Origin of the sequence: Stenotrophomonas sp. B2 (assembly GCF_014947095.1) — a bacterium.
GTDB classification, from domain to species: Bacteria; Pseudomonadota; Gammaproteobacteria; order Xanthomonadales; family Xanthomonadaceae; genus Stenotrophomonas; species Stenotrophomonas maltophilia_P.
Window position 1 is genome coordinate 251,654 of record NZ_JADCQA010000003.1, and the last position, 15,928, is coordinate 267,581.

The window sequence follows — 15,928 nt, forward strand, 5'->3', positions numbered from 1 at the left end:
ATTTCCCCCGTAGGCGAACAACTTGAATGACAGTGGACTTGCCGCTAGGCAGGTGACTGACATTTCAACGGTTCGCGGAGGCGTGGCGCACTTCAATCCGGCAGGGCAATCGCGCAATCCGGCAAATCCACGGCCGGATTCGGCAGCCGGATATGCAAAACCGGCAGCAATGCCGTGAAAGCCCCTGTGGGGCAAGACTCAGGCCGGTTGGCCCAACTGCGCGGGTGCACGCATCAGGGTATCCCGCGGAAGTTCACCGAACACCTTCCGGTAATTGTCGGCAAAGCGGGAGAGATCCCACAGGCCACAGCTCAGCGCGATCGCCTTGACAGAACGCCTGCTGGAGTCGGCCATCGACAGGCTGCGGCATGCTGCACACAGGCGCAGCATGGACAGATAACGGTTGGGCGACGTACCGAACAGATCTTCAAATGCATAGCGCAGGCCACGCTCGCTGACACCGGCGGCGTCGCAGATTTCATTCATGTATATATTGCGACGCAGGTTGAGCCGCATGAAATTCTCGGCGCGCTGGGCGATCAGGTAATGCGTACGCCGTGCGCGGCTGCACCCCGGGCGATCGACGGCACCGGCACCCAGCAGGGCCTGGATGTGCTCATGCAGCAGCCGCTCGGTTTCCTCCGGCTGCAGGCTGGCACCCTGCCCCAGCTGCTGGTGCAGCTGCTGGTAATGCAGCGCCAGCGGGGCATCATCACCGGACAGATTGAACAGCGAGAGCGCCTGTCCCGCCGGCGGTGTGCTGCGCAGGCTCAGTTCGGTCAGCTTGCGCTGCACGCGGGATACCGGCACCAGCATCAGGGTCAAGCGGGTACCGGGGCTGAGGGTGAATTCACTGATGCCTTCGGGAAGCACGGTCAACGCCATCCCGGCCGCCAGCGGTACGCCATGGCACCAGCTCACCGCCTCGTCGGTGGCCTGCAGATACCCCAGCATCGCCCAGTCCGGCGGCAGCATGAAGCGGCCACGGCAATGGAATCCGCAGCTGATGCTGCAGAACAGGGCCTCCTCATGCACGCGCGAAGCGAACGCCGCGCGCGGACCATTGCCGTCGAGCAGCAACAGTTCCACATCGCATACGCGAAGCACACCGCTCAGCGTGGCCAGGTCGATCGACCGGAGCTCGCCGTCGTCGCTGTCAACCACCCCACCATCAACCATGACAGTGTCGTCCCCCGTTGGTCAGCTGCCCGCCGCAACCCCCACTGCCCTACAGGTGCGCGCGGTTTCCAAGAGCATCATCCGTTGCCGTGATGGATGCGGCCACTGGCCGGCTCCACCTTGAAAGTACCAAACCTTGAATACGAGTATGCCCGATAATCCACGCAGGTAAACAGGTCGCACGGGAATACAGCAACCCGCGCCCGGCGTGAAGGAAATGTGGGCGCCAGTGGCACGATTCTCGCATGCGTTAACCCGGGTCACATTATTAACATCACGATGAATCGTTACGCCTGGGAACGGCGCTTCATCACAGAATAAGCAACCGATTATCAGGAATAAGAGATTCCTGCCGAATTTGCATATAGGTTCCGGTTGCACCCGGCCGCCATTCAGGCAAAGTCGGTATCACGGTGATCGAACCGCTCCGATGCGGTCACACCCAGGGGACAGCATGACGATGCACGCGCTGCTCGATGACGTTGCGACCACCGGCCTGGTGCCGCGCGGTCGCACATGCGCGGTCGCTGCACTCCCTGGCGGAGATCACCCTGCTTTAGCGATGCGGGACAGTCCCGCATTGCCACCTCCGCCAGGATGGCAGAGGTCCATGGACGGTCCCGACGGAGTCGGGCAACCGGCCGATGCAGGTGTCTTGTTGCCATTGACAGGTAGAGGGAGACAACCGTCATGAACGCTTCCATCCGCAAGTTCCTGAAAGAAGAAGATGGCGTGACCGCACTCGAGTACGGGCTGCTGGCCGCTGTGATCGCCGGCATCCTGATTGCCGTGGGCCGCACCCAGATCACGGAATTCTTCACCACGCTGTTCACCCGCCTTTCGGCAATCGCCACCGAAGCAACCACCTGAGCGACCTGCGGACGCACCACCGCTGGTCGCGCCATCCGCGACCACGGTGGCCGCAGGCCGGGATGCGGTTGCAGACGGTCCAGTGACGGACGAAGGGGAGTGCGATGACACTGCTGGGACTATTGGCCATCGGTGTGTGCCTGCGGATCGCGATCAGCGATCTGTATGCCCGCCGGGTGCCCAATGCCTGGCTGCTGGCCGCGTGCGCGCTCGCGATACCTCTGCTCGTCGCCGGGCAATTTGGTGAGCCACGACTGCCATGGCCGGCGCACCTGCTCGGTGCCGTTGCCGGCTTGCTCGCGCTCCTGCCCTTCTACGCACTGCGCTGGATGGGCGCAGGCGACGTGAAATTCTTTGCCGTGCTCGGCCTGCTGCTGGGATGGCATGCCTTGCTGCCGATATGGGTAGTGGCCAGCCTTGCCGCCGGCGCCCACGCAGTGGCGATCCTGCTCGGGCGTCAGCTGGGCATGCACCTGCCGATGCGCGTGCAGCTGCAGGTATCGCGCGCCAGCGAGCAATGGCAGACACACCCCGCATTGCGCGGAATGGAGGCTGCCCGCCAGGGGCGCCGCGGCATTCCCTATGCGGCCTACCTCGCATTGGCGGCGATCGGCTGGCTCCTGGCCACGACCTACGGAGGTCTCGCATGAACACCCTCGGTCCGCGGCGCCAGCGTGGCGTGGTTGCCGTCGAATACGCGCTGATGATGATCCTCGGCCTGGTGCCGCTGCTGCTGTTCACTTTTTCCGGCGTGCTGATCATGGCTGCCCAGCAGACGCTTGCAACGGCTGCTGCCGAAGGCGCGCGCGCATCGCTGCGCTTCGGAACCGCCAACGAACGACGCACCGCCGCGTGCGTCGCAGCACGCCAGTCGATGCAATGGCTGCTGCAGTTCTCCAGGCAGAACCCCGACTGCAGCGCCGGCGGCACCGGTCCGATCCAGGTCTCGGCGCAGGCACCGTGCGCGGGCATGGCAACCGCGCAGTGCATGACGGTCACGGTCCGCTACGACTACGCCGCCCACCCTTTCTTCCCCGGCACCGCCACGCTTTACGGCTGGGTGATGCGGGCCCCCATCCGCAGCGTCGCGGTCGCCCAGCTCGACCTCGGCTCCGGAAACTGACGGTACAGGAGACGGTTCCATGCTCAAGTTGACCCGCATCGCCGCCATCGCTCTGATCGCACTCGCGGTGCTGCTGGCGCTGATCGCATTCGTGATCGGCCGCAGGCCCGCCCCTTCGACGGAAAGCGCGGCTCCGGTCGTTCACGCCGACGCACAGGCCATTACGGTGGTCGAGGCCATCGCCCGGCTGCCGGCCGGTGAACCGATCACAGCCAATGGCGTGCGCCTGGCCCGTCGAAGCGCAGCCGTGCCGGGTGCCGCCGCCGACCTGGCCGCCGTGGTCGGCAAGGTGCCGGTGCAGGACATCGCCGAAGGCAGCACCATCAGCGACGCAGTGCTGGCCCAGGGCTTCTCGCTGCAGCTGCGGCCCGGCGAGCGTGCACTGGCGGTGCCGGTGGATGAACTGGTCGGTGCCGGCAACCGTATCCTGCCGGGCGATTTCGTCGATGTGTTCCTCAACCTGCGCAGCGAACCTGCCAGCTACAACGCGGCACCCGACGCCGCACAGACCCGCCTTCTGCTGTCGCGCCTGCGCGTGCTCAGTTATGGCCAGCAGGACATCGCCCCGAACGCGGGCAGCACGAATGCCAGCGCCGATACCAGCAACCGTGCAGACCCGCGCGCGGCGGATATCACCAGCAACGCCAGCAGCGGTGGCGGCAGTAGCGGTGACGCAGCCCAGCCGGCCCGCAGCGCCGTGCTGGCGGTGCCGGTGGCCGATGCCAACCGGCTGCTGCTGGGCGCGCAGCAGGGCAAGCTCTACCTCGCGCTGCGCAATCCCGCCGACGCCGGCCAGCCCGACCTGGCCCTGTTCCCGCAGGCGCGGGGTGTGATCGACCCGCTGCGTGGCCTGGACGCGGAACAGCAGCTGGCGTTGCAGCGCCCCGAGAACCACGCCTTCGCCGGCATCGATGGCGATGCCCTGGCCGGTCGCAGCAACGCACGCGCACGCACGGTGAACGACGCCCCGGCACAGCCCCCCGCCGCCCGCCGCAGCGCGCCGCGCGCATCCGGAATCGAGATCATCCGCGGCGATGGTTCTGCGCCCCGCGGCTCCCTTTGACCTGCACCGAGAGCTTCCATGACCGAACGTCGCCAGAGTCCACGCCCCTCCTCCCGCCAGCGCTGGCTCGCTCTGCTGCTGGTGCTGCTGGCGCCTGCGACCAGCGTGGCTGCTGACGACCTGGTGCTGCAGGCCCGCGAACAGCGGCCCTGGACACTGCCCGCGGACCTGGAACGGGTGGCCATCGCCGATCCGGGCGTCGCCGATATCGTGATGCTGCGTGGCCAGCGCCAGGCGCTGCTGGTCGGCAAGGCCCCCGGCACCACGACCCTGCTGCTGTGGCACCGCAAGCAGTCGGAGCCACAGCGCGTGCAGGTCCGCGTGCAGAGCGCGGTGCAGGGGGCGGCCGATGCGGGTTCCAGCGGCCTGGTGTTCACCCAGCAGGACCAGCAGGGCCTGCTGCAGGGAAGCACCGACAGCGCGCTATCGCACATGCAGGAACAGAAGGCGGCCGCGATGGCGTTGGGCAAGGATGGCCAGCTGGCCGATGCCTCCACCATCGCCAGCGGCGGTGTGGTCCAGGTCGAGGTGAAGGTGGTCGAGTTCAACAAGACCGCGCTGAAACAGGTCGGCATCAGCTTCCAGAACCGCAACGGCGGTTTTGCCTATGGCTTCGCTCGTCCGGGCGGCATCCTGCCGGGCAACACCGGCGTGCTGCCCGGCATGCAGGAGGGCAATTCCAGCAACGAATCGGAATCGCCCATCTCGTCGGCCTTCCGCCTGGTGTTCGGCTCGACGAAGGGCCTGTGGAACGCGGACCTCGATCTGCTGCAGTCCAATGGCATGGCCCGGGTGCTGGCCGAGCCGACCCTGGTCGCGCTGTCCGGCCAGAGCGCCAGCTTCCTCGCCGGTGGTGAACTGCCGATCCTCGAACCCCAGGGCCTGGGGACCACCACCATCACCTACAAGCCGTTCGGCATCGGCCTGACCGTCACCCCGACCGTGCTCGCGCCCAACCGCATCGCCCTGAAGGTGGCGCCGGAAGCCAGCGACCTCGACTACACCAACGCCATTTCCCTCAACGGTGTGCAGATTCCGTCGATCAGCACCCGCCGTGCCGATACCACGGTGGAACTGGGCGATGGCGAGAGCTTCGTGATCGGCGGTCTCGTCAGCTCGACGGTGGCCTCCACGGTGAACAAGATCCCGCTGCTGGGCGACCTGCCGATCATCGGCTCGTTCTTCCGCGATTTCGACTACAAGCGCCAGGACAAGGAACTGGTGATCATCGTCACGCCACGGCTGGTGCAGCCCCTCGCCCGCAATGCCGAGCTGGCACTGCCAGGCGAGCGCGAGGCCCGGCCCAACCTGCCTGAGTGGGGTTCCTGGCTGCTGGGTCCGGTCAGCCAGGACCCGGTGCCCGGTTTCTCACGTTGAATCCATGATGCCTGCGATACCACGCCCATGCCCTACGCCACTGCCCAGCCGCTGCATCCGCAAGGACCGCCGATGAACCTGGTCCTGTACGGGATGGATCGCGAACTGCTGCCGCGGCTGGCGGCCAAGCTGCCGCCTGCCACCACCCTGCACTGGCAGGACAGCGGTGAGCCGACATCCGCGCAGGACCTGCAACGCGGTCCGCAGAATCTGGTACTGCTCGACTTCCGCCCCGAGCACGCCGCCGCCTCGACCGTGCTGGCGCAGCAGCTGCAGCAGACCCAGCCGGACCTTGCGCTGGTCGCCGTTGGCGCCACCAGTGCCGGGCAGGTCGAAGGCGTGGTGATGGCGCTGCGCGCCGGCCTGCGCGATGTGCTCGACCTGGACAGCGACAACACCGGCATCGAGGCCGCGCTGCGCCGCGCGCTCTCGCCCCGGCCCGCCGCTGCCGCACACCAGCCGCACAAGGCGCGGTTGATCCTGCTGCTGGGCGTACGTGCCGGGGTCGGCACCAGCACACTGGCCGCGCATCTGGCCGTGCTTGCACAACAGACCCATGCACTGGCGCAGGGCGAGGCCAGCACCCAGGACGGTCTGCTGCTGGAACTGGCGCAGCCGGCAGGCGATCTGGCGCTCTACCTCAATCTGGACAGCCGCTTCCACTACGAAGACGCACTGCGCAATGCCAGCCGCATCGACGCCACCCTGGCGCGCACTGCAATGGCGCGCCATGACAGCGGACTGGTCCTGCTCGACCGCGCCAGCGGCAGCGATGCGCTTCCGCCGTCCGATCCGGGCGCCCTGCTGCAGCGGCTGCGCGGCGTGTTTGCCAGCGTGCTGTGCGACGCCGGCGGCTGCCCGCTGCGTCAACTGCCACCGCTGCTGCTGGACCAGGCCGACGAGATCTGGCTGGTCGCGGACGCTTCGATTGCCACTCTGGTCTCGCTTGACCATGCGCTCAAGCATCTGTCCGGCCAGCGCGAACGGGAGAAGCGCCTGCAACTGGTGATCAACCGCCATGACGACAGCAGCGGCATGAGCCCGGAGCAGATCGCCCGACGGTTCGAGCTTCCACTGCTGGCCACGCTCCCCGAACGACCACGCGTACGTGCCTCCGCCAGCCACGGCCACCTGCTGCTGCAGGACGCGCCGCGTGATCCGTACCTGCGTGCCCTCGCCCCGCTCGTCCAACGCCTGGATCCGGCTGCATGCCCGGTCCAGACGCACGGCCTGCGGGAAAGACTTGCCCTTGCCCTGGGTGGATCGCAATGGAAGACAAAGTAACCCCGTTTCCGCACGCCGTCGCCCGCCACACCGTTCCTGACCACGTTGCGGGCAATCTGCCGTTCGCAGAGACCGAGCAGTACCAGAAGGTGCTGTCCGCGGCACATGAGCACCTGCTCAACAGCATCGAGGACGAGCGCATCGATATCGATTCCTGGGCTCCGGACACGATCGCGCGCTGGGTGCAGGTGCAGACCGTGGGTTTCATCCAGGAATGGCGCATCCCGATCAATGAAGAGGAGATGCAGGTGGTGGCCGAGGGCCTGGTCAAGGAGCTGACCGGCTTCGGCCCGCTGGACGACCTGCTGCATGATCCCACCATCGAAGACATCCTGATCAATGGCTTCAAGGATGTGCACGTCTCGCAGGGCGGACAGCTCAAACGCGCAACCCAGCGCTTCACCGACGACACCCATCTGCTGCGCATCCTGCGCCGCATCCTCGCGCCACTTGGCCGGCGCCTGGATGACTCCAACCCGATGGTGGATGCGCGCCTGCCCAACGGCGGCCGCCTCAATGCGATCATCTCGCCGCTGGCGGTGGACGGCCCGATGGTCTCCATCCGCAAGTTCCGCAAGGACCCCTTCACGCCCGATGAACTGCTGGCCAAGGGCACCTTCGATGCGCCGATGCAGGCGCTGCTGAAGGCGATGGTGCTGGGTCGCTGCAACATCCTGGTCTCCGGCGGCACCAGCTCGGGCAAGACCTCGCTGCTGAACGCCCTGGCCAGCTACGTGCCACCCACCGAGCGCGTGATCACCGTCGAGGACACCGCCGAGCTCTCGCTCAACCATCCGCACGTGGTGCGCCTGGAGAGCCGCATCGGTGGTGCGGAGGGACAGGGCGCCGTCAGCATCCGTGACCTGGTGCGCAACAGCCTGCGCATGCGCCCCGACCGCATCGTGGTCGGCGAGGTGCGCGGCGCGGAAGTGCTGGAGATGCTGCAGGCGATGAACACCGGCCACGACGGCTCGATGGCCACCATCCATGCCAACTCGCCGCGCGACTGTCTCTATCGCATCGAGATGCTGGCCGGCTTCGCCGGGTTCCAGGGCAGCGAAGACAGCCTGCGCCGGCAGATCGCCAGCGCGATCGATTTCATCGTGCAGATCTCGCGCCTCGGCAGTGGCCGGCGCGTGCTGGTATCGATCACCGAGATCACCGGCGTCAGCGACAACCTGATCACCACCCAGGAGATGTTCCGCCACGAAGTGCAGATCGACGGCAGTGGCAAGGAGACCGACCGCTGGATCGGGCTGGGCTTCCAGCCGCACTCGCACAAGCTCGAGCCGTTCCGCCAACTGTTGCGCGAATCCCTCTACGGAGACTACTGAACATGGGAACCGGCCTGCTGCTGGGCGTATTGAGCATCGTGTCGGTGCTGCTGGCGCTGGCGGTATGGCTGTGGGGCACCGCCAACAGCCGCGAACAGCGGCAGGCATCCCTGCAGCATGCCGAACAGCAGCTGGCACGTGGCAGCGCGGGCCCGGGCAGCAACGCGGCTGCGGCCGACGATGGATCGCGGCCGCTGCCGGCAGCAGCTGGCCGTCGCGCGCTGCCCTGGAATGGCCTGCTGCAACGCGCGGGCCTCGCCACCGGCTGGAAGGTGCCGCTGATGCTGCTGGTGCCCGGCCTGGCCCTCTCGCTGTTCGCGATGCTGCGGCTGGGAACGGCATGGATGCTGCCGCTGACGCTGCTGCTGTACCTGCTGGGCTGCTGGTTGTGGATCATGCGCCGCACCGCCAAGTTGCAGGCCAAGCTGCTTCATCAGCTGCCGGACTTCCTCGACAACCTGGTCCGCCTGACCGCGCTCGGCAACAGCCTGCAGTCGGCCTTCCAGGTCGCGTCGCAACAGGCGACGCCGCCGCTGCGTGAGCTGCTGGACACCACGGTGCGATACGCGCGGGGCGGCATGGACCTGGACCGCGCACTGAACCTCGCCGCGCAGCCCTATCGGATGGAGGTGCTGAAGGTGCTGGCCGTGGTGATGGGCGTCAGCGTCCGCATCGGCGGCCGCGCCGATCAGATCCTGCAGCGCATGGGCGATTTCATGCGCGACCTGGAGCAGGCCCAGCAGGAGCTGTCAGCCACCACGTCCGAGACCCGCATGTCGGCCTGGGTGCTGGGACTGCTTCCGCCCGCCAGCGCGGTACTGATGGCGATCTCCAGCCCCGAGTTCTTCCAGCCCGTCCTGCACGATCCGCTCGGTCACAAGATCCTGCTGATCGCCCTGGGCCTGGAACTGCTCGGTGGTTTCCTGCTGTATCGCCTGGCCAAGTCGCTATGAGCATCCGCAGCGGAGGTTCCCGATGAGCGCAACTGCCTGGTTCGCACTGGCCCTGCTGGTCCTGGCCGCCGGCGTCGCCCTGCTCGGTGTGGGTGGCTGGGTCCGCAGCCATCGCGAGGACCGCAGTGCGGCAACGCTGAAGACCGCATTGCAGCCACGTGACCCGGTCGCCGATGACGCAGCCCGCAGGGATTCACTGGGCTGGCTGGAGCGCTTCGGACGGACGCTCAGCGGCGGGCGCCTGGAAGCCGCACTGCTGGCAGGCGAGGATCGCCTGCTGCTTGATCTGGCCGGCTGGAACACCCGTCGCGGCACGGCGATCTATCTGGGCCTGCGCCTGCTGCTGGCAGTACTGGTGCTGGCGCTGACCCTGGCCGTGAGCGATGCCACCGGCCTGGCCCGGATCATGGTGATCGTCGGCGCGCTCGCCGCCGGCCTGCTGCTGCCCAAGTTCGTGCTGGCCGCGTGGGTCAAACGGCGGCGGCGCGCCGTCAACAACGAGCTGCCGCTGCTGATCGACCTGCTGCGCCTGCTGCAGGGGGTTGGCTTCAGCATGGATCAGAGCCTGCAGACGCTGGGCGACAAGCTGCGCGACGCACTGCCGGTGCTCGGTGGCGAGATCCAGGAGGCGAACGTCGCCTACACCCATGGACGCACTCGCGCCCAGTCGCTGCGCCGGCTCAGCGATGTCTACGGCGATGACGACCTGTCCAGCCTGGTGCAGTTGATCCTGCAGGTGCACGCCCACGGCGGCGCGGTGCAGGAGCCGCTGCGCCAGTTCAGCATCCGGCTGCGCGAACAGCGCCGCAATGCGCTGAAAGAGAAGGTCGGCAAGCTCTCGGTGAAGATGACCGTGGTGATGATGCTGACCCTGCTGCCTGCACTGATGCTGGTGCTGGCCGGGCCTGCGCTGGTCGCGCTGGCCAAAACCCTGTCGAACATGGGATGACCGTCATGCCTGCTCTGCGCCACGCCTGTCTGTTGTTTGCTCTTGCCACTGCCGTCGCGGGATGCGCCTCGTCCACCCCGAAGTACCTGCGCGCGCCCACCCTGGCCGAGCCCGGGCCCGCGCCGCAGGACAGCCGCAATGCCTACCTTGAGCTGATCGAGCGCATGCAGCTGCAAGGGGCATGGTACGCCTCGCTGGCGCATGTGGATGCATTCCGCCAGCGCTACGGCGATCCTCCGGCGCTGCGCCTGCTGCAGGCCAATGCACTGCGCGAGACCGGCCAGACCGACGCCGCGGCCGCGCTGTACCGCGAACTCAGCAGCGGGCCGCAGGCCGCCGCCGCGGCACATGGCCTGGGCCTGATCGCCGCGCATCGCGATGACGAGGCCGGCAGCGAACTGTCGCTGGCCCGCGCCACCCAGCTGCAGCCGTTGAATACCGATTACCTGGGTGACCTGGGGTATGCGCGTCTGCGTGCCGGCCGCTTCGATCAGGCCCGCGAGCCGCTGGCCAAAGCACTGGAACTGTCACCGGGCAACGCCAAGGCGACCGCCAACCTGGCGCTGTGGGCGGTCCTGCGCGGCGACAACGCCACGGCCGAACGCCTGGCTGCGCAGGCCAACCTCAACGAAGACACCCGGCGCAGCATCCAGCAGCAGGCCCAGCAGATCCGCAGCCGGCTGCAGCAGCGCCAAGCCCAGGCATCGGCGGCCAGCAGCACGGCACGGATCGCCACTGTGCCATCCCGCGCCCCCGCCCCGGCCGGCAGCCGGCTGGCGGCCGAAACACGCCGTGACGCCCGCGATCGCGATCCCTCCCGTCTGCCGCCGTCGATGCTGGAGCGCTTCGGCACGTCCGACCACCCGACCGAGAACACGCCATGACCGCCATGACCCTGATCCGACGCCTGCTGCCTGCGGTCACCTGCTGCCTGCTTGCCACGGGAGCCCACGCACAGGCGCCACAGGCGCCGCTGACCGGCCAGATGCTGGGAGGCGGCCAGGCCGCCGGCCCGGCCGTCGCCCCACAGCAGGCCGAAGCACTGGCAACCGTCGACCTGGCGGCGCCTGCGCCGCCCCCGGCGATGCCAACCGCGCCTCCTGCTCCGGTGGCCGCCGCACCGGCTGCGCCACGGCGCAACGAGGTCGGTGATGCCACGCGCCAGCTGTTCCAGCTGCAGGCGTCCGGGCAACAGGCGGGCGCGCGGCTGCCGATCCTCGGCGACCAGGCAACCGCCAGCTACGCGCGCTACCTGAAGAGTTTCGAGCAGGACATCCCCGCCTTCTTCGACACGGATGTCGGCAGTTCCAAGAGCACCTCCAACTCCGGACGCTGAGGCATGCCATGAACCGCTCTCGCCAGCCCCGCTTCCACCGCCCGCGCGGCGGCATGTCCGTCACCATGATGCTGGTGATGCTGGCACTGGTGGCCATGCTGGGTCTGATCGAGGTCGGTTTCCTGTTCTGGGCCAAGCGCGATGCGCAGAAGGTCGTGGACCTGGCGGCGCTGGCAGGTGCGCAGCGACTTGAGCTGTGTACATCGAGCAACGGCGACAACAGCGCCGCGCGGCAGAGCGCACTCACGCAGAACCAGTTCCCCGGCACGGTGCAGGTCCGCTGCGGCAACTGGAGCGCCGCACGTGGAGGCAACCGCTTCAGCGAGACGGTCGACGCCAGCAATCCACGCAATGCGGTGCGGGTGGTTGCGACCCGCAGCGTGCTGCCGTTCTTCGGCCAGAACGAGAGCCTGCCGACCATCACCGTGCAGGCCGTGGCGCGCCGCTCGGAACCGACGGCGGTGTTCGCGGTGGGTTCGCAGCTGCTGCGCACGAACGGCAACTCGCCCTTGATGGGCACCCTGCGCCTGGTGGGGCTGGACGTTACCAACGCCACGGTGCTGTCGTACGACGGACTGGCGCAGGCCAACATCACACCGTCAGGCCTGCTCAATGCGCTCGGCATTCCGGTCACTGCCAATCTCAGCGTGGCCGACTTCAATCGCCTGCTGTCGTTGAACCAGGTTTCACTGGCACGGCTGGTGGACGCCACCGCCACGGTGGTCGGCCGCAGCACCACCGCGGGCGTGCAGCTGCGTGCGCTGTCCGACCTGGTGGCCACCCGCCTTGACATCAATCGGGTCAATATCGCGCTGGGCAGCCAGAACGGCGGCGGCGGACTGTTCGCCGAGGTGATCTCTCCCGACGGCACGGTGGGCAGTGCGCTGCAGTCGCAGATCAACGTGCTTGACCTGGTCAATGCAGCCATCTCCATCGCCAATGATGGCAATGGCGTAGCGGTGCCGAACCTCAACCTGCTCGGCATGGATATCAAGGCAGGTGTTGTCGAACCGCCGTCGATCGCCATCGGCGGTGTCGGTTCGCGGGCCTACAACGCACAGGTCCGGCTGATGGTCGACGTCGACAGCGACCGCCTGTTCGGGGTGGGGCCACTGCTCAACCTGCTGGGCACGCGCCTGCACCTGCCATTGCATGTGGACGTGGCCAACGCGATGGGAACACTGACCAGCATCCAGTGCAGCGCGGCACCGCCCACCGCCACCATCCAGGTGGACTCCTCGGTACTGCGCGCGTGCGTCGGCAAGGTCAATGCCGCCGACCGTTTCTCCAAGAGCAATGTCTGCGACGCCACCTTGCAGAACGAACAACTGCTGACACTGCTGGGACGGCCGCTGATCAACGACAAGATCACCCTGCCGGCGCTGACCGGCACGCAGAGCCTGACCCTGGCCGCCGGCCAGACCGGCACCACCCGGATCAATCCCCTGGCCGTCGGTGACGCGGTCTCGCACCTGGTCAACGAGCTGCTGCGTGTCCTGTCGGGCATGCTGAGCTCGCCGGCACAGGGCATGAATGCCAACGACACGGCCAAGGCACTGGCCGACCGCTACCTGCAGGCAGCGTTCCCCTCGGGCGGCCGCTACAACGTCGACCAGCTCATTCCCCTGCTGCGCGACGGCGACCCGTCGCGCAACCTGGCACCGCTGGGCAACTGGACGGTCAAGAAGGGCGTGCCAAAACCCTGCCTGATCGGGCTGGGCACCTGCTGGGAAGATGGCTCGGTCTGGGCAGGCTACCGCGCCACCGTGACGGGACAGGGCCTGGGTCTGCTCGACGGGCTGCTCGGCTCACTGGTCGGCGGGCTGCTCATCAACCGCTGCGACAGCCTGCTGGGCAACCTGATCGACTACAACGGCTGCGTCCGCACCAATCTGGCCTCGTACATCCAGACCGCCCCGGACGGCTTCCTCGACGCGGCGGCCGGCGGCGGTGTCACCGCGCCCGGCAACAACGTGTCCTGCAGCGGTGTGCTGTGCACCGTGCTGAACCCGGTGCTGGCCGCGCTCAAGCCGGTGCTCAACACCGTCGGCTCCCTGCTGAGCACGACCCTGGCCAGCCTGCTGGGGCTGGAGCTGGGCCGCACCGATGTCAACGTCCAGTCCATCCAGTGCAATGGCGCACAGCTTGTGTTCTGAGCCGGGCCGGCGCCCTTGGCGCCGCCGCCGCGCATGCTAGACTCCCGGGCGGGGAACACTTCCATCTCAACCCACACTCATCCGTGGATGGTCCAGACATGCGAGAAACTTCAGGGGGCACCGTCTTCGCCCGCCACGCGCGCGGCGCGGCACTGCTGGCCGTGGCCATGCTGCTGGCGGCACCGTCCGCACTGGCGGCGCGCAGCAGCCGCGAAGCCGCAGCCGAACCGGTACGCAGCAGCGCACCCGTGGTACGCAACACGGTGGACGAGCTCAAGCAGTTGATGGACGCACGCCAGCTGACCGAACTGCGTACCACGTACAACGGCAACTACGGCGCCAGCCTGCTTTTCAATGCCAGTACCCTGACCTACTACGTCGCCCTGTTCCAGGAAAAGAACTTCTGGCGCGTCATCAAGACCGATGCCGTCGACAACGCCGAGCGGGTCTATCGCACGTTCGTGCAGCAGACCGAACAGCTCGCGCAGGTCTACATCGATACCACCCGCCTGGAAGCCGGCAAGCGCTATACCGAGCGCCTGGTGGCCTACAACGAAGAGCGCCTGCGTACCCTGCAGCAGGAAATGGAGCAGCAGCAGGCGCAGTCGGCCCAGGTCAGCGCGTCACTGCAGCAGGCCCAGCAGCAGGCCGTCAGCCTGAGCACCGATGTGCAGAGCACCAACAGCCAGCTGGACGCCCTGCAGCGCCGCATCCAGATCCTGCAGGCCGAACAGGGCAACCCCGAATTGAGCCTGCCGAAGCCGGACAGCACACCCGCGCCGGCAGCGGCCAGCGACGTTCGCTGAATCCCCCGACAGAACCCGACAGCGGCGCCGAACGGCGCCGTTGTCGTTTTTGGCCTGATTGCGACCCGATTCAGCGGCAGGCCTCGAACACGGCATCGTCCCACTGCCTGCGCTGGACGAAATCCGCCCGGCGCGTTCTGGCCAGCGCCTCCGTGCGCATCCTGCGCGCCCGTGCACAGGCCGCAGCATCCGCACTGATCGGAATCAACGCCCCCTGTGCACGGCCCGATCGCCGCGTCGGCCTGCGTCCACCGTTACCCGTGGGGGTCGCCTCGGCGGTGAGCGGCGCACTGCCGCGCGGCAGCGACTGCTCGGCGGGCACTTCCCAGCGCCACTCCGCCTGCCCCTGGCAAGGCGTCTGCTGGTACAGCGCACGCCCGCCGTCCGTGCACTTGTAGACCTGGGTCTGCGCCGCTGCGGATGTCGCCAGCAGCATGGCCAGCAGCCCCCATCCCGGCAGAGTCCTCATCTTCACCCCCTCCCACGACCAGCACTCATGGTCGGTACGACGAGCGCCGCGCGCCAGAGCGATCCGCGTCACATCCGTGCTCATCCAGCACAGCCGTGCAAGCCACTGCATCGCCTCTGCGCTGTACTGCCACAGGCGACGGCCACCTTCGCCGCCGCCGTCCTTCCCTTCCGCCAAGGAAACCGCAATGAGCAACTACATCACCGTCAACGACGGCGCCCGCATCTTCTACAAGGACTGGGGCACCGGGCAACCGGTCGTTTTCGCGCACGGCTGGCCACTGTCCTCAGACGCCTGGGACCCGCAGATGCTGTTCATGGGCCAGAACGGCTTCCGCGTGATCGCCCACGACCGGCGCAGCCACGGTCGTTCCAGCCAGACCTGGGACGGCAACGACATGGACACCTACGCCGACGACCTGGCCGCGGTGATCGACGCATTGGACCTGAAGGACGCCATCCTGGTCGGCCACTCCACCGGTGGTGGCGAGGTGGCCCACTACATCGGCCGCCATGGCAGCGCGCGCGTGGCGAAGGTGGTGCTGGTCGGTGCGGTACCGCCACTGATGCTGAAGACCGCGGGCAACCCGGCCGGAACGCCACTGGAGGTCTTCGACGGCATCCGCAAGGGCACCGGCGGTGATCGTTCGCAGTTCTTCCAGGACCTGGCCACGCCCTTCTTCGGCGCCAACCGTGACGGCAACACGGTCACCCAGGGCATGCGCGATTCGTTCTGGCTGCAGGGCATGCTGGGCGGTGTGAAGGGCCAGTACGACTGCATCCATGAATTCTCGGAAGTCGACTACACCGCAGATCTGCAGAAGATCGACGTGCCGGCATGGGTCGTGCACGGTGACGACGACCAGATCGTCCCCTTCGATGCGTCGGCCAAGCTGTCCTCGCAGATCATCAAGGACGCCGAACTGACGGTCTACCCCGGCGCGCCGCACGGCCTGACCGTCACCCATGCCGATCGCTTCAACGCCGACCTGCTGGCGTTCGCCCGCAAATGATGTCCCGCGGCGGCGCC

The 15,928-nt window shown here is 67.5% G+C and carries 16 protein-coding genes; 14 read left to right on the forward strand and 2 right to left on the reverse strand.

What is annotated here, in order from left to right; all coding sequences use genetic code 11:
- Positions 1-198: 198 nt before the first annotated feature.
- Positions 199-1,179, reverse strand: a complete 981-nt coding sequence (locus IMX13_RS04865) for a helix-turn-helix domain-containing protein (protein WP_065175242.1) — start codon at positions 1,177-1,179, stop codon at positions 199-201.
- A gap of 690 nt (positions 1,180-1,869) precedes the next feature.
- Here IMX13_RS04865 and IMX13_RS04870 point away from each other — a divergent pair.
- From IMX13_RS04870 to IMX13_RS04930, 13 genes are all read left to right on the forward strand, one after another.
- Positions 1,870-2,049 carry a Flp family type IVb pilin gene (locus tag IMX13_RS04870; protein ID WP_065175243.1) on the forward strand — a complete coding sequence of 60 codons (180 nt, stop codon included), beginning with the start codon at positions 1,870-1,872 and terminating at the stop codon, positions 2,047-2,049.
- A gap of 104 nt (positions 2,050-2,153) precedes the next feature.
- Positions 2,154-2,699: a prepilin peptidase gene (locus IMX13_RS04875; protein WP_065182942.1), complete on the forward strand. Its 546-nt coding sequence runs from the start codon at positions 2,154-2,156 to the stop codon at positions 2,697-2,699.
- Positions 2,696-3,172 carry a TadE/TadG family type IV pilus assembly protein gene (locus tag IMX13_RS04880; protein WP_111185924.1) on the forward strand — a complete coding sequence of 159 codons (477 nt, stop codon included), beginning with the start codon at positions 2,696-2,698 and terminating at the stop codon, positions 3,170-3,172. The genes IMX13_RS04875 and IMX13_RS04880 overlap by 4 nt, the downstream gene beginning before the upstream one ends.
- A gap of 19 nt (positions 3,173-3,191) precedes the next feature.
- Positions 3,192-4,235, forward strand: a complete 1,044-nt coding sequence (gene cpaB, locus IMX13_RS04885; RefSeq protein ID WP_193395907.1) for a Flp pilus assembly protein CpaB — start codon at positions 3,192-3,194, stop codon at positions 4,233-4,235.
- 18 nt (positions 4,236-4,253) lie between these two features.
- Complete coding sequence (locus IMX13_RS04890) at positions 4,254-5,612, forward strand: type II and III secretion system protein family protein (RefSeq protein WP_111185926.1); 1,359 nt, start codon at positions 4,254-4,256, stop codon at positions 5,610-5,612.
- Positions 5,613-5,639: 27 nt separating this feature from the next.
- Positions 5,640-6,896 (forward strand): fimbrial protein, encoded by a 1,257-nt coding sequence (locus tag IMX13_RS04895; RefSeq protein WP_065175248.1) that lies wholly within the window; start codon positions 5,640-5,642, stop codon positions 6,894-6,896.
- On the forward strand, positions 6,881-8,230 hold the full coding sequence (locus IMX13_RS04900) for a CpaF family protein (RefSeq protein ID WP_065182946.1): 1,350 nt from the start codon (positions 6,881-6,883) through the stop codon (positions 8,228-8,230). The genes IMX13_RS04895 and IMX13_RS04900 overlap by 16 nt, the downstream gene beginning before the upstream one ends.
- 2 nt (positions 8,231-8,232) lie before the next feature.
- Positions 8,233-9,183, forward strand: a complete 951-nt coding sequence (locus tag IMX13_RS04905) for a type II secretion system F family protein (RefSeq protein WP_193395908.1) — start codon at positions 8,233-8,235, stop codon at positions 9,181-9,183.
- A gap of 22 nt (positions 9,184-9,205) precedes the next feature.
- Positions 9,206-10,132: a type II secretion system F family protein gene (locus tag IMX13_RS04910; RefSeq protein WP_193395909.1), complete on the forward strand. Its 927-nt coding sequence runs from the start codon at positions 9,206-9,208 to the stop codon at positions 10,130-10,132.
- A 5-nt stretch (positions 10,133-10,137) separates the two neighbouring features.
- Positions 10,138-11,016 carry a Flp pilus assembly protein TadD gene (locus IMX13_RS04915; protein ID WP_065175332.1) on the forward strand — a complete coding sequence of 293 codons (879 nt, stop codon included), beginning with the start codon at positions 10,138-10,140 and terminating at the stop codon, positions 11,014-11,016.
- On the forward strand, positions 11,013-11,468 hold the full coding sequence (locus IMX13_RS04920) for a DUF3613 domain-containing protein (protein WP_193395910.1): 456 nt from the start codon (positions 11,013-11,015) through the stop codon (positions 11,466-11,468). Before IMX13_RS04915 ends, IMX13_RS04920 begins: the two co-directional genes overlap by 4 nt.
- 8 nt (positions 11,469-11,476) lie before the next feature.
- On the forward strand, positions 11,477-13,624 hold the full coding sequence (locus tag IMX13_RS04925; protein WP_193395911.1) for a TadG family pilus assembly protein: 2,148 nt from the start codon (positions 11,477-11,479) through the stop codon (positions 13,622-13,624).
- Between the two features lie 98 nt (positions 13,625-13,722).
- Positions 13,723-14,430, forward strand: a complete 708-nt coding sequence (locus tag IMX13_RS04930; RefSeq protein WP_065175254.1) for a DUF2968 domain-containing protein — start codon at positions 13,723-13,725, stop codon at positions 14,428-14,430.
- 70 nt (positions 14,431-14,500) lie between these two features.
- Here IMX13_RS04930 and IMX13_RS04935 read toward each other — a convergent pair whose 3' ends face one another.
- Positions 14,501-14,899, reverse strand: a complete 399-nt coding sequence (locus IMX13_RS04935; protein WP_180875333.1) for a DUF4124 domain-containing protein — start codon at positions 14,897-14,899, stop codon at positions 14,501-14,503.
- A gap of 187 nt (positions 14,900-15,086) precedes the next feature.
- Here IMX13_RS04935 and IMX13_RS04940 point away from each other — a divergent pair, with 187 nt between their 5' ends.
- Positions 15,087-15,911 (forward strand): alpha/beta hydrolase, encoded by an 825-nt coding sequence (locus IMX13_RS04940; protein WP_065175255.1) that lies wholly within the window; start codon positions 15,087-15,089, stop codon positions 15,909-15,911.
- The last annotated feature ends 17 nt before the right edge of the window (positions 15,912-15,928 follow it).